General features: G+C 28.9%; 24 protein-coding genes. 22 read left to right on the top strand and 2 right to left on the bottom strand.

Annotated elements, in window-relative coordinates; translation table 11 throughout:
* The first annotated feature begins 122 nt into the window (after nt 1–122).
* From rplU to I2E98_RS01945, 9 genes are all read left to right on the top strand, one after another.
* Entirely contained in the window at nt 123–434 is a 312-nt protein-coding gene (gene rplU, locus I2E98_RS01985) for a 50S ribosomal protein L21 (RefSeq protein WP_133014022.1), read from the top strand.
* A gap of 9 nt (nt 435–443) precedes the next feature.
* Nucleotides 444–818, top strand: a complete 375-nt coding sequence (locus tag I2E98_RS01980) for a ribosomal-processing cysteine protease Prp (RefSeq protein ID WP_195467297.1) — start codon at nt 444–446, stop codon at nt 816–818.
* Between the two features lie 5 nt (nt 819–823).
* Nucleotides 824–1,123 carry a 50S ribosomal protein L27 gene (gene rpmA / locus I2E98_RS01975; RefSeq protein WP_195467388.1) on the top strand — a complete coding sequence of 100 codons (300 nt, stop codon included), beginning with the start codon at nt 824–826 and terminating at the stop codon, nt 1,121–1,123.
* Between the two features lie 155 nt (nt 1,124–1,278).
* Entirely contained in the window at nt 1,279–2,565 is a 1,287-nt protein-coding gene (obgE, locus tag I2E98_RS01970) for a GTPase ObgE (protein ID WP_195467296.1), read from the top strand.
* Nucleotides 2,566–2,579: 14 nt separating this feature from the next.
* Entirely contained in the window at nt 2,580–2,885 is a 306-nt protein-coding gene (gene yhbY, locus I2E98_RS01965) for a ribosome assembly RNA-binding protein YhbY (RefSeq protein ID WP_195467295.1), read from the top strand.
* Nucleotides 2,886–2,887: 2 nt separating this feature from the next.
* Nucleotides 2,888–3,496, top strand: a complete 609-nt coding sequence (gene nadD, locus I2E98_RS01960) for a nicotinate-nucleotide adenylyltransferase (RefSeq protein ID WP_195467294.1) — start codon at nt 2,888–2,890, stop codon at nt 3,494–3,496.
* A 1-nt stretch (nt 3,497) separates the two neighbouring features.
* Entirely contained in the window at nt 3,498–4,073 is a 576-nt protein-coding gene (gene yqeK / locus I2E98_RS01955; protein ID WP_195467293.1) for a bis(5'-nucleosyl)-tetraphosphatase (symmetrical) YqeK, read from the top strand.
* A 51-nt stretch (nt 4,074–4,124) separates the two neighbouring features.
* Nucleotides 4,125–5,480: an LCP family protein gene (locus tag I2E98_RS01950; RefSeq protein ID WP_195467292.1), complete on the top strand. Its 1,356-nt coding sequence runs from the start codon at nt 4,125–4,127 to the stop codon at nt 5,478–5,480.
* Nucleotides 5,481–5,641: 161 nt separating this feature from the next.
* Entirely contained in the window at nt 5,642–6,541 is a 900-nt protein-coding gene (locus tag I2E98_RS01945; RefSeq protein WP_195467291.1) for an RluA family pseudouridine synthase, read from the top strand.
* A gap of 60 nt (nt 6,542–6,601) precedes the next feature.
* Here the strand turns inward: I2E98_RS01945 and I2E98_RS01940 are convergent, their stop codons facing one another.
* Nucleotides 6,602–7,912 (bottom strand): D-alanyl-D-alanine carboxypeptidase family protein, encoded by a 1,311-nt coding sequence (locus I2E98_RS01940; protein ID WP_195467290.1) that lies wholly within the window; start codon nt 7,910–7,912, stop codon nt 6,602–6,604.
* A gap of 141 nt (nt 7,913–8,053) precedes the next feature.
* Here I2E98_RS01940 and I2E98_RS01935 point away from each other — a divergent pair, with 141 nt between their 5' ends.
* The 6 genes from I2E98_RS01935 (at nt 8,054) to I2E98_RS01910 (ending at nt 12,859) form a co-directional block, all read left to right on the top strand.
* On the top strand, nt 8,054–8,758 hold the full coding sequence (locus tag I2E98_RS01935) for a helix-hairpin-helix domain-containing protein (RefSeq protein WP_195467289.1): 705 nt from the start codon (nt 8,054–8,056) through the stop codon (nt 8,756–8,758).
* Between the two features lie 126 nt (nt 8,759–8,884).
* On the top strand, nt 8,885–9,553 hold the full coding sequence (locus tag I2E98_RS01930; RefSeq protein ID WP_195467288.1) for a hypothetical protein: 669 nt from the start codon (nt 8,885–8,887) through the stop codon (nt 9,551–9,553).
* Nucleotides 9,554–9,598: 45 nt separating this feature from the next.
* Nucleotides 9,599–10,009, top strand: coding sequence for a hypothetical protein (locus tag I2E98_RS01925; protein WP_195467287.1), 411 nt, complete (start codon nt 9,599–9,601; stop codon nt 10,007–10,009).
* A gap of 136 nt (nt 10,010–10,145) precedes the next feature.
* Nucleotides 10,146–11,501, top strand: coding sequence for a 23S rRNA (uracil(1939)-C(5))-methyltransferase RlmD (gene rlmD, locus I2E98_RS01920; RefSeq protein ID WP_195467286.1), 1,356 nt, complete (start codon nt 10,146–10,148; stop codon nt 11,499–11,501).
* 349 nt (nt 11,502–11,850) lie between these two features.
* On the top strand, nt 11,851–12,327 hold the full coding sequence (locus tag I2E98_RS01915) for a methylated-DNA--[protein]-cysteine S-methyltransferase (protein ID WP_195467285.1): 477 nt from the start codon (nt 11,851–11,853) through the stop codon (nt 12,325–12,327).
* Between the two features lie 151 nt (nt 12,328–12,478).
* The gene (locus tag I2E98_RS01910) at nt 12,479–12,859 is read left to right on the top strand and encodes a thioesterase family protein (RefSeq protein WP_195467284.1); all 381 of its coding nucleotides are present in this window, start codon (nt 12,479–12,481) and stop codon (nt 12,857–12,859) included.
* An 82-nt stretch (nt 12,860–12,941) separates the two neighbouring features.
* On the opposite strand, the gene I2E98_RS01905 is transcribed toward I2E98_RS01910, so the two are convergent.
* Nucleotides 12,942–15,722, bottom strand: a complete 2,781-nt coding sequence (locus tag I2E98_RS01905) for an ABC transporter ATP-binding protein/permease (protein WP_195467283.1) — start codon at nt 15,720–15,722, stop codon at nt 12,942–12,944.
* Between the two features lie 366 nt (nt 15,723–16,088).
* Here I2E98_RS01905 and I2E98_RS01900 point away from each other — a divergent pair, with 366 nt between their 5' ends.
* The 7 genes from I2E98_RS01900 (at nt 16,089) to speC (ending at nt 23,671) form a co-directional block, all read left to right on the top strand.
* Entirely contained in the window at nt 16,089–16,496 is a 408-nt protein-coding gene (locus tag I2E98_RS01900) for a MerR family transcriptional regulator (protein WP_195467282.1), read from the top strand.
* Between the two features lie 36 nt (nt 16,497–16,532).
* Nucleotides 16,533–17,498: an alpha/beta hydrolase gene (locus I2E98_RS01895; protein WP_243250901.1), complete on the top strand. Its 966-nt coding sequence runs from the start codon at nt 16,533–16,535 to the stop codon at nt 17,496–17,498.
* Nucleotides 17,491–18,909: a condensation domain-containing protein gene (locus tag I2E98_RS01890; RefSeq protein ID WP_195467281.1), complete on the top strand. Its 1,419-nt coding sequence runs from the start codon at nt 17,491–17,493 to the stop codon at nt 18,907–18,909. Before I2E98_RS01895 ends, I2E98_RS01890 begins: the two co-directional genes overlap by 8 nt.
* Nucleotides 18,910–18,923: 14 nt before the next feature.
* Entirely contained in the window at nt 18,924–19,169 is a 246-nt protein-coding gene (locus I2E98_RS01885; RefSeq protein ID WP_195467280.1) for a phosphopantetheine-binding protein, read from the top strand.
* Nucleotides 19,156–19,740, top strand: a complete 585-nt coding sequence (locus tag I2E98_RS01880) for a 4'-phosphopantetheinyl transferase superfamily protein (protein WP_195467279.1) — start codon at nt 19,156–19,158, stop codon at nt 19,738–19,740. Before I2E98_RS01885 ends, I2E98_RS01880 begins: the two co-directional genes overlap by 14 nt.
* Entirely contained in the window at nt 19,733–21,259 is a 1,527-nt protein-coding gene (locus tag I2E98_RS01875) for an AMP-binding protein (RefSeq protein WP_195467278.1), read from the top strand. Before I2E98_RS01880 ends, I2E98_RS01875 begins: the two co-directional genes overlap by 8 nt.
* Nucleotides 21,260–21,520: 261 nt before the next feature.
* Nucleotides 21,521–23,671: an ornithine decarboxylase gene (speC, locus tag I2E98_RS01870; protein ID WP_195467277.1), complete on the top strand. Its 2,151-nt coding sequence runs from the start codon at nt 21,521–21,523 to the stop codon at nt 23,669–23,671.
* Nucleotides 23,672–23,735: the final 64 nt, after the last annotated feature.

Here is a 23,735-nt window from a genome sequence, read left to right as displayed (position 1 = left end):
TTACAAAATGTATTTTTATATGATAAAATGTCATATGTAAACCGCACATAACGGGTTTTAATAAAAACAAAGTTAAATCTTTGTACCTACATTGGCGAGACCGTTTAAGAGGAGGTGTTTTAATGTACGCAGTAGTATTAACTGGAGGAAAACAATACAGAGTTCAAGAAGGAGACGTAATATACGTTGAAAAATTAAACGCTGAAGTTGAATCAACAGTAGAATTAACAGAGGTTTTAGCTGTTTCTAACGGAGAAACTTTAACAGTTGGTGCACCAGTAGTTGCTGGAGCTAAAGTTGTTGCTAAGGTAGCAGCTCAAGGAAAAGCTAAGAAAATCACAGTTTTCAAGTATAAGCCAAAGAAGGACTACAGAAAGAAGACTGGTCACAGACAACCTTACACTAAATTAGTAATCGAAAAGATCGAAGCTTAATTTTAAGTTATGATTAAGGTTATTATATTTAAGCAAAAACATATATCTGTCGGATTTAAGATAGAAGGTCATGCTTTATCAAGAGAGGAAATTGAAAGTACTACAGGTGATGCATATGATATGATCTGTAATAGTGTTTCAGTGTTGTCTCAAAGTGCTGTAATAGGCATGCAGGAAGTTTTAAAACTCCCAATAAGGTATGAAATAAATGATGGATTTTTATCCTTAGATTTAACTAATCTTAAAAAAGAAGATATTGAGAGAGGGCAAGTATTGCTTTTAACCTTTGAAAAAAGTTTAGAAAGTTTAATGATGTCCCTTGAAGCTAGTTTTGGTAAAAATAGACGGAATAAATATATAAAAATAAAATTCGAGGAGGTGTAATGAGTATGTTAATGATGAACCTTCAATTATTTGCCCACAAGAAAGGGGTAGGTAGTTCAAAGAATGGTAGAGATTCTGAATCTAAGAGATTAGGTGCTAAGGCTGCAGACGGAGAATTCGTTTTAGCTGGAAACATCCTTTACAGACAAAGAGGAACTAAGATTCACCCAGGTCTAAACGTTGGTAAGGGTGGAGATGACACTTTATTTGCTAAGGAAGACGGAATCGTAAAATTCGAAAGAATGGGAAGAGACAAGAAAAGAGTTTCTGTTTACCCAGTAAGCGTTGAAGAAATAGCTGAATAATTATATTTTATATAGGTAAAAGCACCCGTAAGGGTGCTTTTATTCTTGTAATAAATATCTTTTTTATATATACTATTATAAAATATATATGTTATGGAATAATAAAGATGAATTGTTACGTTTAACATTAAGAAGTTACAAGGAGGATAGTAACTATGTTTATAGATAGAGCCAAGATATTAGTTAGATCAGGTGCCGGTGGAAATGGTGCTGTTACATTTAGAAGAGAAAAGTACGTTCCACTAGGAGGTCCAGATGGTGGAGATGGAGGAAAAGGTGGTAGTGTTATATTTACAGTAGATACTGGATTAACAACACTTTTAGACTTCAAATATAAGAAAAAATTTATAGCTGAATCTGGAGGAAATGGTTCAGGTTCTAAATGTTATGGTAAAGATGGAGAAGATTTATACATAAGAGTTCCAATGGGAACTATTATTAGAGATTTTGAAAGTAATAAAGTTATTGCTGACCTTTCTCATAAGGATGACACATATGTTATTGCTAGAGGTGGTAAAGGTGGTAAAGGAAATTGTAAGTTCTGTACGCCAACAAGACAGGCGCCACATTTTGCAGAACCAGGTATGCCAGCAGAAGAAAGAACTTTAATGCTTGAATTAAAATTACTTGCAGACGTTGGATTAGTTGGATTCCCTAATGTAGGAAAGTCAACTTTATTATCAACAGTTACAGCAGCTAAACCTAAAATAGCAAACTATCACTTTACAACTTTAAAACCAAATTTAGGAGTTGTTAAAGCAGAAGGAATTAATTCATTTGTTATGGCTGATATTCCAGGAATAATTGAAGGGGCAGCAGAAGGTGTAGGATTAGGTCTTGATTTCTTAAGACATATAGAAAGAACTAGATTATTAATACATGTTGTTGATATATCAGGAGTTGAAGGAAGAGATGCTTTCGAAGATTTTGTTAAGATAAACGAAGAGCTTAAAAAATACTCTGTAAAGCTTTGGGATAGACCACAAATCGTTGTAGCTAACAAAGCAGATATGCTTTATGATGAAGAAGTATTTGAAGATTTTAAGAAGAAAGTTAACGAATTAGGATTCGATAAAGTATTTAAGATGTCAGCAGCAACTAAAGCTGGTGTTGATGAGGTTATTAAAGAAGCAGGTAAGATGTTAACAGAAATTCCAGTAATGGAATTAGAAATACCAGAAGAAGAAAGATACGTTGAAGAAGAAAAGAGATTTACGTATGAAATTAACGTTGAAGAAGGCGAAGAATATAACACATATGTTGTTACAGGATCATTTGTTGATAGATTACTTGCATCTGTAAACATCCATGATGCAGATTCATTAAGATACTTCCACAAGGTACTTAATAACAAGGGAGTATTACAACAAATTAGAGAGATGGGTGTACAAGACGGAGACATGGTTAGATTAAATGACTTCGAGTTCGAGTACATATTATAGGAGGAGTAAGGTACATGATAACAGGAAAACAAAGAGCTTATTTAAGAGGGCTTGCAAATACAATGACACCAATATTCCAAATAGGTAAAAATGGTGTTGAAGAAACATTTTTAAGACAATTAGAAGAAGCTCTAGAAGCTAGAGAACTTATAAAAATAAAAGTTTTAGAAAATAGCGGATTAGCAGCTAGAGAGGTTTCAGATGAAATATGTAAGCTTATAGGATGTGAAGGAGTTCAGGCTATAGGAAGTAAAATTGTATTATACAAGAAATCTGAAAAGAAACCTAAAATAGAATTACCTCAAGGAAAAAATAAATAATTATGAAACGATATGGTATGATGGGTGGAACATTTAACCCCATACATTTAGCACATTTATATATTGCATATGAAGCTAAAGAAACTTTAAATTTAGATAAAGTTATATTTATGGTTGCAGGAAATCCACCACATAAAAAAGAAAGTCCAGTAATAGATTCTAATTATAGATATGATATGGTTAAAATGGCTATAAAAAATTATTCAGGCTTTGAAATTAGTGATTATGAAATACAAAAGCAGGGATATAGTTACACTTATGAAACCTTAAAATATTTAAAAGGCAATGAAGAAGATGTTGAAGTTTTCTTCATTGCTGGAGCTGATTCTTTAATGGATATAGAAAAGTGGAAAAATCCGGAATTAGTATTAAGTAATTGTACATTTGTAGCTTTTAATAGAGGAGAATACACAAAAGAAACTCTTGAAGAGCAAAAGAAAAAATTACAAGATAAATATAAATCTAATATAGTTTTATTAGATGTAATTAATTTGGATATTTCTTCATCTATGATTAGAGAGAGAATGATAGATGGAAAAAGAGTAGATTTCTTTATGCCTAAGGAAGTATTGGAATATATAAAAGATAATAATTTATATAGGGGAGATTAAAATGTGGGGATTAGAGGAAATAAAGGATTATTTAAAGAATAATTTAAAACCATCTAGGTATGGGCATACTTTAGGTGTTGTTAATACTGCTATTAAGCTTGCCGAAATTTATGGAGAAGATAAAAATAAAGCTGAAATAGCAGCACTTTGTCATGATGTTGCAAAAAATATGAGCAATGAAGAATTGAGAAAAGTAATAGATGATGAGAATATTATTTTATCAATTGATGAAGAAAATACACAAGAATTATGGCATTCTATAATTGCACCTGTAATAGCTAGAAAAGTTTTTGGAATAGAAGATGAAGAAATTTTAAATGCTATGAGATGGCATACTACAGGTAAAGAAAATATGACTAATCTTGAAAAGATAATATACCTAGCGGACTTAATAGAGCCTTCTAGAAGATTTGATGGTGTAGATGAAATTAGAGAAGTAGCTTATAAGGATTTAGACTTAGCTATGCTAAAGGCATTAACTCATACAACTATATATTTATTAACTCAAGGTTGTGCAGTAGATATAAACTCTGTTAAAGCAAGAAATTATTTAGTATATAATACTAAGACTAAATAGATTTTAATAATTATTAATTTTTTTAGTATATATAAGGTGAGGGACGGGACAATGTCAGGTGAAAAGTATAACAGAGGAAATAATAGTAGAAGAGTCTCTAATAAAAAGAATAATAGGGAGTTAAGCCCTAGAGAAAAATTAGAGATAAAAAAGAGATTAAGAAGAAAAGAGAAAAAATCTACAGTTATAAAAAGAGCCATTACGGCTGCATTTTTAACAATAGTAATATTAATATCACTATGTGGAATATATTTATTTTCTTTTATTACATCTCTGAATAATAGTGATGTAATAGCTGGAGTTAAGCCAAAAGCAAATGAAACTGTAAATATATTATTATTAGGTATGGATATAGGAGATGCAGAGAATGCTTCAAATACTTCTGCTAGAAGAACTGATACTATGATGTTGTTAAATTATAATCCGCGTACTGATAATATAAAAGTAGTTTCAATTCCAAGAGATACTTTAATTGAGGTTGAAAATGCACATGATGGTAACGGAAATTATATTCCGTACTGGAAGATAAATGCTGCTTATGTTTTAGGTGGAGAGCAAGAAGTTATAGAACAAGTTGAGAGCCTATTAGATATAACAGTTAATTATCTTGTAGAGATTGATTATGCTGCATTTAGAAATTTAATTGATGCTGTTGGTGGAGTAGAAATGTATATAGATAGAGATATGTATTATGATGATGATGCTCAAGATTTACATATACATTTTAATAAAGGCGAAACAGTATTATTGGATGGACAAAAAGCAGAAGAGTTCTTTAGATGGAGAAAGAATAATGATGGTACAGGTCTTGCAGATGGAGACTTAGGAAGAATTAAAAATCAACAAAAGTTTATATCTGCAGTAATTGAGAAATGTACTAATCCTATGATAATTACTCAGGTTCCAGATATTTTAAAGTCTATAAAAGAAAATGTAGTAACTAATATGTCAGGTACAGATATGATAAAGTATGGATTGAAGATGATAAGCAATTCAGGAATATCTATGAATACATTACAAGGATATAACGAAAAAATATATGGACAAGATTTTTTAGTTGCAGATCCTTCATATAATCAAAGCTTAATAGAATCATTAAAGATTACTAGTGAGGCAGATAATAGTGAGGCAAAAAAGAACTCTTCTATTATGGTTTTAAATGCAACTAGAGTAAATGGTTTAGCAGGAAATTTAAAAACAGAACTAGAGAAATTAGGATATGCTAATATAAGTACTGGAAATTTTGATAAAAGTAAGAAATCAAGTATATTATCAAATAATAAGGACTTAAAAAAATTATTAAGTGATGATACAGGAATTAAAAATCTTTCAAAGAATAAAGACTCAGAATATGAAGATTATGATGCAATAATAATAATTGGTGAAGATTATTTAGAGTTTGAATAAAATACATTTTTAGTTTAGAGTTAAGAATGTAGAGTTAAGAGTTTTATTTAAGGTCTATATGGACTTTAAAAATAATATGTTACAAATTGTAATTAGCAGTTTAAGCAGCAATTCTTAATTCTTAATTCTTAACTCTTAATTATTTAAGGGAGGATAAAAGTATGAGTACTTTAGAAAAAAGCGTAGAAAAAAGCTTTGAAGGAAGAAAGATAAGAGAATACCTAAAAGAAGAGATGGGATTATCATCAAGACTTATAAGAGGAGCTGCTATGGATAAAAGAATATCAGTAAATAATACTCCTGTAAGAATGAATTATATTTTAAAAGAAAATGATAATATAGTAATTAATTTAAATAAAAAAGAAAGTCAAAATATTGAGCCAGAAAAAATAGATATAGATATAGTTTATGAAGATAGTGAAATTATAGTTGTAAACAAGGGACCTAATATGGTGGTTCACCCAACTAAAAGGTATCAATCAGGGACATTAGCAAATGCACTATTGTATTATTTTAAAGAAACTAATCAAGATTGTATAGTAAGATTAGTTAGTAGGCTTGATATGGATACGTCAGGCTTGATAATAATAGCTAAAAATCAGTATGCTCATATGGAATTGTCTAATAATATGCAACAAAATGAAATAGACAAAAGATATCTAGCTTTAGTTCATGGTCATATGGAACAAATGGAAGGAACAATAGATAAACCAATATATAGACCAGAACTTGAAGGAAATATGAAAAGAGTTGTAGATGAAAGAGGACAAAGAAGTATTACTCACTATAAAGTTATTGAAAGATTAAAAGATGCAGATTTAGTGGAATGTTTACTAGAAACAGGTAGAACACATCAAATTAGAGTACATTTATCTTCATTAGGTCATCCGATTTATGGAGATACTTTATATGGAGATGAATCAGATTCTGAAATTATGCCAAGGCAAGCACTTCATGCATACGGTTTGAATTTTAAATCACCAAGAACTAAAAAACCACTTGAATTAAGAGCTGAATTACCAAATGACATAAAAGAACTACTAGAAAAGTTAAGAGGTTAAAATAAAAGAGTTAGAGATAACCTTACTAAAAGTAGATTATTTCTAACTCATAATTCTTAATTAAAAATTATGTTTATTTCTTATATAAGAACGTCTTGCTAAAAATTTTTTTCTACGTCTTTTATTACGTATTACTGATATTAGTATTAAAAATAATATAATTATAATAACAATAGCAATTATTCCTAAAATAAAATATTTACTTGAAGTAATTTTTTTTATGGTGTTCTTTACCATAACTTCAGTTGTATATTCTCTATCTACACCACTAGCTAATTTAATATCAGAGACTTTATTACCATTAATTAAAAGAGAAGCATCAAATAAAATATCGCCTTCTTTAATTGAGGTAGTTGTCAAATCTTTATTATCATATTCCACAGATATGTTAGGATTAGTTATATTTTCACCTTCACTTAGATTAAAAGTATAATAAAAGTCTTCAGTTGATAATAAAGGGATAGATGTAGAATTATCTAGAGAATAATCATCTAATTTATCACCTTTAGAAATAACCTTTTCTGTTTTAAAGTTTTCAAATCCCCAATCAAATAATTGACCTACACTTGTATATAAGCCATCTTTATCAGTTGCATTTAAGAATGCACCAACTATAGTTTGATTATCTTTTTTAGCTACAGCTGTATATGAATGATTTGCAGCTACAGTATAGCCAGTTTTACCACAATAAGCATATTGATATTTGTAGTTTGAATTTTCTTTAAGTAGAGGATTTTTATTAGTTGCCCACTTTTCACTGCCATCTGAAAATGGATGAGTTTCATAAAAATAAGATGGAGTTCTAGCTATTCTAACAAAATCTTCATTTTGAGATGCATATGCCATTATTAAAGCTAAGTCATGAGCTGTAGTTAAGTGACCTTCTTCAGTTAATCCACTTGGATTTTTAAAATTAGTATTAGTTGCACCAAGTTCTATAGCTTTTTTATTCATTAATTTTGCAAATTCTTCATTTGAACCAGATATATGTTCAGCAATAGCTTCAGCACAATCGTTTCCAGATTCAAGAAGTAATCCTAAAAGTAATTCTTCCATTGTATAAACTTCGCCTTGAGCAAGTCCAATTGCAGACCCATCTGCTAATGGTGGATTTTCTCCTATAGTTACTTTTTCATCTAATTTGCAATTTTCTAATGCAAGTATTGCTGTCATTACTTTAGTAGTTGAAGCAGGCATATATTGGACGTTGGAATTTTTTTCGTAAAGTACTTTTCCTGTAGTTGCATCCATAAGGTAAACACCTTCAGAATATAAATTAGGCAGTGCAAAAGAGCTTATTGTTGTTAAATTAGTTAGTATGCTTGTAAGTAAAAACACTAAAGCAAAGGTTTTGCATAATAAATTTTTCATAAATTTCTCCCTTAAGTTATATTTTGTACGTTATAAGTTTAGCAAAAAAATAAGAAGAATTCTATAGATAAATTGATTATAAAAGTTTAGATGTGGAATTTATGTTAATAATTATAATTAAGTATATAAGGAGGTAATATAATGAAAAAATTAAAAAATAAAAAAGTAATAGGAATAATGATATTCTTATTTATAGCAGTAAGTGTATCATTATTAACATATGGAAAGAATAGAAATAATGTTTTTAAAGATGAATATATGCAAAATATTTTTATAGATGAAGATAGTATTAGTACTGAGGAAGAAAATATGAATACAGATTATTTACAAAATTTTCGGGAAGAAAATAATAATCTGACTATTGAAAATAAGGTAGCGGATACTAATTTAGAAACAGTTTCTAATAATACAATAGTAGTTGAAATTAAAGGGGAAGTAATGAATCCAGATGTTTATACTTTAAATGAAGGAAGTATAATTAAAGATTTAATTGAAGCAGCAGGAGGGTTAACACAAGAGGCAGATATTTCAAATATAAATAGAGCTAAAGAAATAAAAAATCACGAATTAATAATAATTAGAAATATAAATGATCTTAATATAGAAGAGGAATATGCAACGGAAGATAAAGAAATAAATGAAGAAAGTGATGATGGAAAGATCAGTATAAATGACTCTGATTTAAGTAAGTTAAAAGAAATTCCTGGAATAGGAGAAGTAAAAGCTAATTCTATAATTTCATATAGAGAAAAAAATAATGGATTCAAATCTATTGAGGAATTAAAGAATGTTGATGGAATAGGAGAAAAGACCTTTGAAAAAATAAAGGATAGTATTAAGTTGTAGCTTATAATGTGAATTTTACATAAATATGTTACCAAATGCTTTTAAAATAGAGGAGATTAATGTTATAATTAATAAGATTTAGGAAAACATATTATTAAGTTAAATAATAGTGTAGGGGGTAAGAACATGAAGAAGAAGGCAATATCTTTAGCATTAGTTGCAATGTTAGCTATTAGTGCAGTAGGGTGCTCAAGTAACAACGATGAGGGAAAGACAACAGAGAATAATCAAAAGACAGCAGTTGAAAATGTAGATATACTTCCAGGAAAATGGTCAGAAGATTATACTAGAGAAGAAGTTAAAGAGTTATATGAAAAGTCATTAGCAAGTGTAGAATCAACAGCTAAAGGATATTCATTAGATTATGATATTACAGAAGAAGAAATAAAAGAAGAGAATGGCGAATCAGTTAATGATACTTATGTATATTTTGATATTCCAGACGCTGAAAGATTAGAAAGTTTATATTTCGGTTTTAAACAATATGGTTCAGATTTAGCTAATGGAAAATTAGAAATGAAATTAGGATATAAATTAGATAAAAAGACTATATTAGAAGCAGGAAAATTTGAATTTGAAAACTTATCATTATCAGCTTTTTCACAAGCATTTACTGGTGATTATGAAAGAGATTATACTGAATTAGATAAACAAATATATGATGCAATTAAAAATGGTACAGGTGAGGGTATAGAAACTATAACAAATAATGTTGATGGTTTAAAAGAGACAATAACAATTACAGAAGACTTTTTACTTTATAAATTAGAAAGTAGAGTATATAACTTTAAGTAAATAATAAGCTTTAATTATATAAATATAAATTCTATGGAGGTAGAAATGGTAGATAACAATGAAGAAAAGCTAGGAAACGAAGCTAATCCATCTGAAAACAATGATGATTATTTCATATCACCAGATGTTTTAGAGGAGGCAGAAGTATATTTAGCTGAGGAGAAGGCAGCAGAAGCTAGAGAATTTATAAGGGATGAAGAAATAAAGGCTGATGGTAAATTTCTTCACTATACAAAAGTTATTTTAAGTGGAATATTAGATCAAATATTTGCTATAGGTTTAGCATTAATAGTATTTGGAATATTTGATTTAGTTTTAAGAGTTTTTGGATATAGAGTAGCTTTAAGAGAAGAAGTATTTATGATTATTTATGTAATAAGTAATATACTATACTATCCAATTTTACAAGAACTTTTACATGGAAAGACTTTAGGAAAAAAATTCATCTTTAGATAACTTTATAAGACACCTTTATAATAATTTATAGAGGTGTTTTTATTTTTGTTTTAATGTATAATACTAATAGTTAGAAGTTAAAAGTTATGATTTTTTAAATATAATAAATAATTAATTTTTTAGATTGGAGCGTAAGATGAAAAGAGGAAGTCAATTAACATTAAAAATAAACAGTATAAAATTTCCGTCAACAGGGGTTTCGGAGTGTGAGGGAAAGAAGATTTATGTAAAGGGTGCTTTCCCTGGGCAAACAGTAAAAGCTACAGTTAAGAAAAATAGAGAAGGATATGCAGAAGCTAAGCTTGTAGAGGTTATTGAAAAAGCTGGATATGAAATAGAAGCACCATGTCCTCATTTTGGAGTATGTGGAGGATGTAGCTCTCAAAATTTAACTTATGAAAAGCAATTAGAATTATTAAGTGATGAAATTTGTGATCTTTTTGAAGAAAAGGACTTACCTATGGGAATGTACCTTGGAGTAAAAGGCAGTGAAAATTGCTGGGAATATAGAAATAAAATGGAGTTCACTTTTGGAGATTTAGAAAAAGGTGGAGAACTTACTTTAGGAATGCACATGAAAGGAAAGTCTTTTGGTGTATTAACTGTTGATAGCTGTATGATAGTTGATGAAGATTTTAGAACTGTTCTTAAGACAACTGTAGATTACTTTAGAAAAACTGGATTACCATATTATAGAGTAATGAGAAGAGAAGGTTATTTAAGACATTTAGTTATTAGAAAAGCTACTAATACTGGTGAGCTTATGGTTAACTTAGTAACTACAACTCAAATTGATTTTGATTTAACAGAATATACTGAATTACTTAAAGCTCAAAATTATAAGGGCGAATTAGTATCTATACTACATACTGAAAATAATTCTTTATCTGATGCAGTTGTACCTGAAAAGGTAAATGTATTATTTGGTAGAGATTACATAGTTGAAACTTTACTTGGACTTAAATTTAAAATATCACCATTTTCATTCTTCCAAACTAACTCTAAGGGCGCAGAATCTCTTTATAGCTTAGTTAGAGATTTTATGGGAGATGGTGAAAATAAAGTTGTATTTGACCTTTATTGTGGAACTGGTACAATTGGTCAAATAGCTGCACCTAATGCCAAGAAGGTTGTTGGACTTGAACTTATTGAAGAAGCTGTTGAAGCAGCAAAAGAAAATGCTAAGCTTAACGGATTAAATAACTGTGAGTTTATAGCTGGAGATGTTGCTGAAACTATTAAGAAAGTTAAGGATAAACCAGATATAATCATCTTAGATCCACCAAGAAGTGGTGTTTCTCCAAAGGCTTTAGATTATGTAATTAGATTTAATGCACCTGAAATAATCTATGTTTCATGTAATCCTAAGACAATGGTTGAAAACTTAGATGTGTTATTGGCTCATGGCTATAAAGTTGATAAGAGCACGGTTAAGGATATGTTCCCAAATACTCCACATGCTGAGACAGTTGTTAGGCTTACGAAGGCATAAAATTCTTAGTAAACTCAAGGGAAACGCAGAGCGAGCTTAGAATTTTAGCTCGCATTTCGGAGTGTAACGGAGAAAGGTGTTCCTTTGAAATGAATGTAGTAAGTCCTTACTTCCATCCATGCAAGGGATGCCCAAGAATCCGAGTGAAACGAGAGATGATTGGAGGCAGCCTACTGCTTGAGAGGGTTGTTAGATTAATAAAAAAATAATAAATTAATAGGAACTGCAAGTTAATCTTGTGGTTCCTTAAATATTTTATTAATAAAATTACAAAGTAATATTACTGAGGATTTTCTTGTAAAATAGAAGTAACATAATAAAATTTTTTATTAATATTTAAGGAGAAAAGATGAAAAATACATTCTATTATAATACGAAGATCGGAGAAATTGCTATAGAGGAAAATGGTGTGGCAATCACTAGATTATATTTTGTAAATAAGGATTTAGAAAAAGAAGTAGAAATAAAAGAAGAAACAGCATTAATGAAAAAGGCTATTAAAGAAATTAAAGAGTATTTAGAAGGAAAACGTAATTCTTTTGATTTACCATTAGAACCAGAAGGAACTGAATTTCAAAAAATGGTGTGGAATGTTTTGAGGGAAATTCCATATGGAGAAACAAGAAGTTATGGAGAAATTGCAAAATTAATTGGGAATGAAAAAGCATCAAGAGCAGTTGGAATGGCCAATAATAAAAATCCCATTATGATTATAATTCCTTGCCATAGGGTAATTGGAGTTAATGGAAAATTAGTTGGCTATGCAGGAGGATTAGATGTAAAAGAAAAACTTCTTAATATGGAAAAAAATCATGAAATTAGTTAAAACAAATGAATACAAAAACTTTTAAAATAAGACTTAATATAGAGGATATTTATTATATTTACATATTTTAAGTAATGATATAATAGAGAGTATATATGATGTTACTTAAGTTTAACAGTTAAGTTATTTTACAGCAGTAGGAGGAAATAAAATGATTAATATAGGAATAAGTGGTGAAGCTAAGGATACTGTAAATGAAAATAATATTGCAAAGACTTTAAGAAGTGGAGAGTTAAATGTATATGCAACACCTTCTATGGTTGCACTTATGGAAGAAGCTGCTTATAAAAGTGTTCAAAGTGAATTAGAAGATGGAAAAGGTAGCGTTGGAACAGTTATGAATGTAAAACATTTATCTAGTACACCTATAGGGATGGAAGTAACTGCAAAAAGTGAGTTAATTGAAGTAGATAGAAGAAGACTTGTATTCAAAGTTGAAGCATTCGATGAACGTGGAAAAATTGGTGAAGGAATACATGAGCGTTTTATAATTGATAATGAAGATTTTCAAAAGAAAACTGATAATAAATAATATAAAATGAAAATAAGCGATATCGAATGATACTTTGATATCGCTTATTTTATTAATGATATTTGAAATTATATTTTAAAAATTATTCTGTTCTAAGTGCTGTAACAGGATCTTTTTTAGCAGCCTTCTTTGATGGTATAAATCCACCAATAATAGTAAGAATCATGCTAAGTATAATTAATATTATTGCACTAGATATAGGTAATGAAGCATTAACAGTATCCATACCTAATAATGAATGAATAATAGAATTTATAGGAATTAATAATAACAATGAAATTCCAACCCCTAATAATCCAGAGCAAAGTCCAATAATAAATGTTTCAGCATTAAATACTTGAGATATATTATGTTTTGATGCACCAATAGCACGTAAAATACCAATTTCTTTAGTACGCTCCATTACAGATATGAATGTAATAATTCCAATCATAATAGAAGAAACAACAAGGGAAACTGCTACAAATGCAATTAGTACATATGATATAACATTAATTATTGTAGTAACAGAAGATAATAGTATTCCAATATAATCTGTATAGCTAATTTGATCTTCTTCACTTGCAGTTGAATTATAATCTTCAATACAATCAGAAATAGATTCTTTGTTTTCGAAGCTATCTGTATATATGTTAATAGAAGAAGGGGCATCTAAGCTTACTACACCAAAAGTAGTCATATTATCATCATAAGTTCCTGTAGAAATATATGCATCATAAATTTTAAGTAATGTATCATTATCTGGTGATTTTAGATATTCATCTAACATAGCAGCAAGTTGTTCTTCACTCATAGTTGATATATCTGGTGTTCCAGCTTGCATTGATGGATTGTCCATATTTGACATTCCGTCATTTGTAGTTTGCATAGAGTACATCATTGTCTTAAAGAGACTTGCTTTATCAGAAACTCCAAGACTTCCTAAATATTTCTTTGCATCTGCTATTTTTTCATCATCAGTAGATGGAGAAAATTCCATACCATTTAATACATTAATAGTTGGATTTTCTTTTTGAGCTTTAACAACTTCACTATCATCTGTATATTGGATAATATAATTAGTAAGTGCTCTTGTATATCCTAGTGCAGTAGAAATTGAGGCATTTTTAGCATTTTCTTGTGGACGAACAACACCTGTTATTTTTAATTTTATAGCGTTATTCATTAATTTTTCCATTTCAGCTGTATCTTCTTTTATAGATTTAAATGTACCATCGCCATTTGCTATATAAGTATTGCATTCAGGAATCATATAGAATTCTTTATTACATATATCTTCATAATTCCAGCTTTTACTTTCTAGTTTAATTTCTTCACCGTTTTCTATTTTATTAATTAACTCCTTATATTCAGAGCTTGGCAAAATACCTAATTGATAAAGTGTAGTACTAGAAATTTCATTGTTAGCATCTAATGCAAGTATAACTTCATCATAATCAGTAGGCCAACTACCATATAGCAAGTCATAGCTTTCCTTAACGGCTTCACTTACTGATTCACCATCTTTACCAGGAAGTAATTCACTAAAGTTGCTTGAACTTGATGTCATTCCAGGAAGTCCAGACATGTTTGACATTGGAGACATATTAGACATTCCCATCATTGTACTTATAGAACTATTTTTATCTGTTAGTGTGCTTCCATCTGTATTTACAAAAGTCCCATCTGGATCTTTTGTATAAACACCAAATTTTGTATTATAAGAGTATATTATACCATTTTCACCTACATATTTATTTATTTCACTATCAGGATTATCTAAATATTTTTTAAATGCAGTTAAATTATTTTCAGTAAAACTACTTGTCATAGTAGATGCCATTTCAAGGCCTGATCCATTTGAATAAATTGCATCTAAATCGTGATTAGCATCGTTAGTTTGTCCAGCTGTAGGTCCACCTGAAGACATTATACTACTAAGGTCAATTGTTTCAGCCTCAATAGATATTGGATATGATGTCATAGTCTCTTTTTGAATATTATCAATATAAGTATTAACTCCATTACTAAGGGACAAAATTAAGGCAATTCCAATAATACCTATTGATCCTGCAAATGAAGTTAAAAGAGTTCTTCCCTTCTTTGTTTTTAAATTGTTAAAGCTTAGAGATAATGAAGTTAGTAATGACATTGAAGCTTTACCCATATTTTCATGTTTAGGTGGAGCCATATTTTTGGTATCTACTTCATAAGGATTAGAATCATCTATAATATGTCCATCTTTTACTCTAACAATACGATTAGCATATTGTTCTGCTAATTCAGGATTATGAGTTACCATAACAACTAATCTGTCTTTAGCTACTTCTTTTAATAAATCCATAACTTGAATACTAGTTTCACTATCAAGTGCTCCAGTTGGTTCATCAGCTAATAATATTTCTGGATCATTTACTAATGCTCTTGCAATAGCAACACGTTGCATTTGACCACCAGACATTTGATTAGGTTTTTTATGAAGTTGTTTTCCAAGACCTACTTTTTCTAGAGCTTCTGTTGCTCGTCTTTTTCTTTCTGACTTGGATATACCAGAAATAGTTAAAGCTAACTCAACATTTGAAAGAACAGTTTGATGGGGAATTAGGTTATAGCTTTGAAATACAAATCCGATAGTATGATTTCTATAAGAATCCCAATCTCTATCTTTATATTTTTTAGTAGAAATTCCATTGATAATTAGATCACCGCTGTCATAACGGTCGAGCCCTCCAATGACGTTTAATAATGTTGTTTTTCCTGAGCCACTAGGACCTAAGATTGCAACGAATTCATTATCTCTTAGATTTAAAGAGACTCCATCTAGAGCAGTTTGTTCTAAATCGCCAGTAACGTATTTTTTATATATTTTCTGAATTTGAAGCATGTTATGTTCACTCCTTCTTTTAGATTTGGAATAATAGTTGTATTTATTTTGGCAATTTTATCTATATTATACTACTTTTATAAATTAAAAATAAACTAATTCAATATATGTACCAGAAAATGTTGATTAATTTGAATAGTCATGAGGTTAATTTTACAAAAATAATATAAAGCAAAAAATATATATTAAACATAAAAAAAATTGGAAATAAAAGTAAAGGTTTAAATGACATAATATAATAAAAAAATATATATATTTCCGAGGAAATATATAAAATTAATAAATTTATTGGAAAACTATGTAATAATATCATGTTTGACATAGAGTGTACTCTAGCATTTATAATAAATTTACAGGAGGGATAAAATGGAATATTTAATAAAAGATGCATCTAAAAAACTTAATATTTCAATATACACTCTTAGATATTATGACAAAGAAGGATTAACACCATTTGTTAGAAAAGATGAAAATGGGGTAAGAAGATATACAGAAGAAGATTTAGAATGGATAAGAATGCTTATAAATCTTAGAGATATTGATATGCCAATTTCGAATATAAAGGAATATATCGCTTTGTATTTAAAGGGTGATGAAACTATAGCTGAAAGAAGAGAGTTAATGTGCAAATATAGAGAGTATATAAAAAAGAAGATTAAAGATACAATAAATAGTTTAGAAATGGCAACTCAAAAATTAAGGCAATATGATTATGCCGTAGCAGATATATTAGATGATGAAAATATGTTTCAAATTAATAAAAAATATAAGTAAATTTTGGCCAAAATTTCACTAATTGAGAGGTGTAAATTGAGTAAAAAATTAATAATTGGTGGAATATTATGTTTTGCAGCAGCAGAAGTAACAATAGCATCATATTTGTTAAAAAGAACTTTAATAAGGAACAAGGCTGATGTTGAAAGAACTAAAAAGATGTCAGGGACAGACTGGGTTAAATATATTCCTGAAATTAAGAAGAAGAAGGATTGGCTTATCAATCAAGAGCATAATGATGTTTATATAAAGTCTGATGATAACTTAAAATTACATGGTATATTATTTCCTAAAGAAAATTCTAAAAAGATAGTTATTTGTTTGCATGGATATTCAAGCACTGCTGGGATAAGTGATTATGCTGCAATATCTAGATTTTATTTAGAGAGAGATTTTAATATTCTCATGATAGATGCTAGGGCACATGGAGAAAGTGAAGGTAAATATATTGGGTTTGGATGCTTAGATAGAAATGACCTTATGAGATGGATTGAATATGTCATTTCTTTATTAGGTGATGACTGTGAAATATTATTACATGGAACATCTATGGGAGGAGCTACAGTATTAATGGCATCAGGATTAGAACTTCCTACTAATGTAAAAGGCATAATTTCAGATTGTGCATTTACCTCACCAGCAGAAGTATTTAGTGAAGTATTAAAAAGTATGTATCATATGCCACCATTTCCTATTATTAATATAGCCAGCAGAATGACTAAAAGGTTAGCTGGATATAGTTTAGATCAATGCAATGCAGCTGAAGAAGTAAGGAAGGCAAAAGTACCAATATTGTTAATACATGGAGATAATGATACATTTGTTCCTTGTAGTATGAGTGAAAGAATATATGAAAATTGTGCATCGCCAAAGGCCATATTTATAGTAAAGGGAGCAGGTCATGCCGAATCTTACTATAAGGAGAAACAACAGTATGAAAGAAAAGTTGATGATTTTATAAAAAGATATCTATCTGATAAGGAAGTGAAAATTAATGTTTAAGGAAGTTAATAATAAGAAATTATATCCATTAACAGCAGCTCAAAAATTACACTTTTATACGTTAAAATATTGTCCTAAAAAGCAAGTTTTAAATATAGGTACAAGTTTAACTATAAAAGAAGATATTGACTTTAGAATTTTAAAAGAATCAATATATGAAGCTTATTCAAGATGTGAATCTATGCGACTTAGACTTGTTACAGATTTAGAAGGTAATGTAATGCAATATGTAGCAGAGCGAGAAGAAAGGGATATTGAGTTTTTTGATTTCTCTAATTGGAGAATGGAAGATGCTGAAGCTAAAATGAGAGAATGGACGGAAACCCCTTTTGATAGAGAAGATTCACCATTAAATAGAGTAGTAATGATTGTTACGCCAGATAACTATAAAGGTATTTATTTATTAGTTGATCATATGACTATGGATGCACAATCTATAATAGTATTTTTCAGAGATATAATTGAAATTTACTGTAATAAGAGATATGAAGGCGTAGAGTATCCAAAAGAAATGTATTCATATATAAAGCAGTTAGAAAAAGATTTAGAGTATGAAGCAAATTCAAAAGCTAAGGAAAGAGATATACAATTTTTTAAAAACTTAATTGAGGAATCAGAACCTATTTATAATGATATTAATGGAATAGAAAGATTATTAGAAGAAAGGCGTAAAAGAGGCAATGATAATATAAGAAATGTTACTAATGTTAGTAATAATGTTGATGCTAATATTACAGTATTTAATTTAGAGGAGTATCCATCACATAGATTATTAGAGTTCTGTGAAAAAAATAAAGTTCCTATGGTATGTTTACTAATTATGGGGCTTAGAACATACCTTCAAAAGTTTAATTATCAAGATGATGTTTCAATAATGAGTGCAATTGCAAGAAGAGCTACAATATCTGAAAAAAGAAGTGGAGGTACAAGAATTCATTGCTTCCCTTGTAGAACTATTGTTAATAAAAATGAAACTTTTATGGATGGTATAGAAAAAATAAGGGAAGCTCAAAATAATTTATTCCGTCACGCTGATTTTAATCCTGTTGATTATTTAACATATAGAACTGAATTTTATAATAATCAACCTGGGCAAACTTATGAGCCATTTAGTTTAACATATCAACCATTAACTATGAAAGATACAAAACTGAAGTCAGGACAAACTATAGATTTCAGCAATATTGATTATAAAACTAAGTGGTATTCAAATGGTGTTTGTGCTCATACATTGTATTTGACAGTAATGCATAGAGCTAATGATAATGGATTAAGTTTTAATTTTGAGTATAAAACAGGAAAAGTTACACCAGAGAAATTAGAGTATATGTATTATTATATCTGTAAAATATTGTTTGAAGGTATTAATAATCCATATAAGAGTGTTGGGGAAATAATAGAAAGTGTTTAATCTTAGGGGGTATTATGGTATTTGATAAGATAAAAGAAATATTAAGTAAATATATAGATACAAACTTGGAGGAAGTTACATTAGAAACAAGATTAGCTGAAGATTTAGGATTAAATTCTTATGAGCTTATGAGTATTATTGGTGAAATAGAAGAAGAATTTGATTTAGAAGTGGATGAAAAAGAAGTACTTAAACTTGTTTCAATTGCAGATTTATTAGATTATATAAGTAATTTTACTGAAGAAAATGTACTTATATAAAAAAATTTCCATAGATAAAAATATCTCAAAATCTGAGCAGAATAAAGAACTTCATGATGCTGCATTCAGTTTATTAGAAGAAAACTTAATAGAAAAATTTCATTTTAAGAAAGAGGACTTGAAATATAAATATGGCTTAAATGGAAAGCCTTATTTAGAAAATAGTCCTTTTTATTTTAGTATTAGTCATTGCAATAATATCGTGGTTTGCATAATAAGTAAAAGAAATGTCGGTATAGATATTGAAGATATAAAACAAGTTAATAAGTTTGTAGTGAAAAAATCATTAACAGAATTAGAATTATTAAAATTACTATCTTTAAATAATAAAGAAGAGTATTTTTTTAGAATATGGACGTTAAAAGAAGCTTTATTAAAGGTTAAGGGATTTGGCTTATCTTATGGAATGAAAAATATAGAGTTTTATATAAATGATAAGATTCTAAGTAATAATAAAAGAGAAGAAAATATAAGTTGTAATTTAAATGGATTTAGTTTTAACCAAGAAAAAATAAAGATAGATGATAAAGAATATATAATATCTGTAGCTTGGGAGGATAATTATGAATAATATTAAAAATATGAAAGACATAATTAATTATGCAGCCGAAAATTATGGTGATAGTGTAGCATTTAAATATAAAATAAGTAAAAATCAAGTAGAAACAAGAAGCTATAACGATTTAAAAAATGATAGTGAAACAGTAAGCAACGGATTAAAATCCTTAAATATGTTAGGTAAGCATGTAGCAATAATAGGATCTACTTCTTATGCCTGGATTGTTAGTTATTTTGGAGTTGTAAACTCAGGAGGAGTAATTGTTCCTATAGATGATAAGTTGCCAGTAAATGATGTATGTGAGCTTATAGAAAGATCGGATTCTGAAATATTGATATATGATAATAATAGTGTTGATGTAGCTAATGTGATTAAAGAAAAGTGTCCTAAAGTAAAGTATATAATTTCAATGTCAGAAAAACTTCATACTGATTTTACTTTATCATTAAATGAATTAATGGCTGCTAACAGAGGAAACTTTGAAGTAGATATTGATAATGAAAAGCTTTGTACAATACTATTTACGTCAGGAACTACAGGAAAAAGTAAAGGTGTAATGCTTAATCATAAAAACCTTACTGATAATGCAACTGCTTTTGATATGAAGCTTAAGCCAGGAACAGTTTCTATGACAGTATTACCTATAAATCATGTTTTTTGTTTTACAATGGATATTTTAAAGGGAATACACTGTGGTCTTTGCATTTGTATAAATGATTCAGTAATAAGATTCTCTAAAAATTTAAAACTATTTAAGCCAGAAGTTATGTGTCTTGTACCTATGGTAATAGAGGGATTATACAATAAACTAATAGATGGAAGTGCAATATTACCTAAAAAGCTTGTTGCAAAAGAGGTCTTAGGAGGAAATTTAAGAACTATTTATAGTGGAGGAGCATATTTAAATCCAAAGTATATTGATGGATTTAAGGAATTTGGAATAGATATAATACAAGGTTATGGTATGACAGAGTGTTCACCGGTAATAAGTACAAATTTACCAGGAAAAGTAAGGAGAGAATCTGTAGGACAATTAATATCCAGTTGTGAAGTTAAAGTTGTAGATGGTGAAATTTGCATTAAAGGTCCTAGTGTTATGATGGGATATTATAAAATGCCTAAGGAGACAGAAGAAACATTAGTTAATGGATATCTAAAAACAGGAGATTTGGGGTATATAGATGAAGATAATTATCTATATATAACTGGTAGAAGAAAAAATCTTATAATTTTATCTAACGGCGAAAATGTATCTCCTGAAGAACTTGAAAATGGATTGGCAATTAATAGAATGGTAAAAGAAATAGTTGTTAGTGAAGATAAAAATGTGATTAAAGCTGAAATATTTCCAGATTACGATTATTTAAGTAAAAGAAAAGTTAAAAATATTGAAGAGGAAATTCAAAATATTATTGATGTATATAATTCTGAATTACCAAGCTACAAAAGAATTAGTAAAGTTAGTATAAGAGACACTGAATTTGATAAGACAACATCTAAAAAGATAAAAAGACAATATGTGAATAATTAATATAAAATAGATAGATGATTTTAACTATCCTTTTATAATTTACAGGAGTAGTTTAAGAAATCACCTATCTATTTTTATTTATAAAGGTAATGTTTTTATAGAATTAATATGAACTTTTTTTACTATATTATTCTTATATCATTTACTTTAAAATATGCTGACTATATAATTATGATGTTAATTAATAAAATATATTTATAATATATTTTTAAAGTTATGTAAATTATAAATATATAAACTAAAAAGATTGGGGGAATAGGCATGAAATCATTAAAGATTGCTTGTACCGAAAGAACTAGAAACTACTTTTTTACAGATAGAGAAACTATAGAAGTTGGTACAACAGATTATACTGATGTAGCTGCAGCTGTAGTTAATGAAAGTGATATAGAAAGTATAAATGATATATACGACACAAGGTTTGGAATATCAATATTTGTTTTAGCAGAAACTGATGAGATTAATGATGAAATTAAAAATAAGGTACATAAGATAATACATATTAATGAATTAAATGAAGAGGAGTTTAGCAAAGAGTTAAATAAGGCTGCTGATAAATATGAAGAAGAAATGTTACCACCATTCTTTGATGTTTTAAGTGAATATTCAAGAAGAGGTAATTTACAGTTTGCATGTCCAGGCCATCAAGGTGGGCAATATTTTGTTAAACATCCAGCAGGAAGAGCTATGTATGAATTCTTTGGGGAAAACATATTTAAATCAGATATATGTAATGCAGATGTTGATTTAGGAGATTTATTAATACATGAGGGTCCTGCAATGTCAGCTCAAGCTTATGCAGCAAAGGTATATAATGCAGATAAGACATACTTTGTAATGAATGGAACAAGTACATCTAATTCTGTAGTTATAAATGCTATAGTTTCTCCTGGAGATTTAGTTTTATTTGATAGAAATAATCATAAATCAATATATAATTCAGCTTTAGTTTCATCAGCTGGAAAACCAGTATATTTAGAAACTTCACGTAATCCATTTGGGTTTATCGGTGGAATAGATGCTCATTGTTTTAATGAAGATTATTTAAGGAGTGAGGCATCTAAAGTTGATAGTAAAAAGGCAAGAGAAAAGAGACCATTTAGATTAGCTGTTATTCAACTTGGGACTTATGATGGAACTATATATAATGCAAGGCAAGTAGTTGATAAAATAGGTCATCTTTGCGATTATATTTTATTTGATTCAGCATGGGTTGGATATGAGCAATTTATACCAATGATGAGAGATTGTTCACCATTATTATTAGATTTAAAACCTGAGGATCCTGGAATATTAGTTACGCAATCTATACATAAACAACAAGCAGGATTTTCACAAACATCTCAAATTCATAAGAAAGATAGTCACCTTAGAGGGCAAAAGCGCTATGTAGATCATAAGAGATTTAACAATGCGTATATGCTATATGCATCAACAAGTCCATTTTATCCTTTATTTGCAGCCTTAGATGTTAATGCAAGAATGCAAGATGGGGAAGCTGGAAGAAAGCTTTGGGCAGATTGTATAAAAGTTGGAATTGAAGCAAGAAAAGATGTTTTAGAAAGATGTGAATTATTAAAACCATTTATTCCTCCTGTAGTTAACGGAAAGCCATGGCAGGACTATCCTACAGAAGAAATAGCAAATAATATAGAATTCTTTAAGTTCTATCCAGGAGAAAAGTGGCATTCATTTGAAGGATATGGAGAAAATCAATATTTTGTAGATCCTAATAAATTTATGTTAACAACTCCAGGTATAAATGTAGAAACTGGTGAATATGAAGATTTCGGTATACCGGCAACTATTTTAGCAAATTATTTAAGAGATCATAGAGTTGTACCAGAGAAGAGTGATTTAAATTCAATATTATTCTTACTAACACCAGCAGAAAGCACTTCAAAAATGAAAGGTCTTGTAGATCACTTAGTAAGATTTGAAAATCTTATAAATGAGGATGCTCCATTAAGTGAAGTTTTACCTAAGCTTTATGCTAAATATGAAGAACGCTATAAAGGTTATACAATAAGAAGATTATGCCAAGAAATGCATGACTTCTATAAGAAAAATGATGCAAAGACTTATCAAAAGTTACTATTTAGAAGAGACTCACTTCCAGAGTATGTTATGAATCCTAATGAAGCTAATGTTGAGCTTAAGAGAAATAATGCTAAGTTAGTTCCTCTAAGTGATATAGTTGGAGAAATTGCATTAGAAGGAGCGCTTCCTTATCCACCAGGAGTATTTTGTGTAGTACCGGGTGAGAGATGGAATACTGTAGCTCAAAAGTATTTCTCTATTTTAGAAGAGGGAATTAATAAATTCCCAGGGTTTGCTCCAGAAATTCAAGGTGTTTATCTTGAAAAGGAAGATGGTAAAGTAAGAGCTTATGGATATGTTTTAGATAAATAAATTTATAATAAAGATATATAACTATTTATAGATATACTTCGTCCTATATTTTAGGACGGAGTTT

The organism is Clostridium sp. D43t1_170807_H7 (assembly GCF_015555905.1).
GTDB lineage: Bacteria > Bacillota > Clostridia > Clostridiales > Clostridiaceae > Clostridium.
This window is presented reverse-complemented; position numbering and strand designations above follow the sequence as displayed.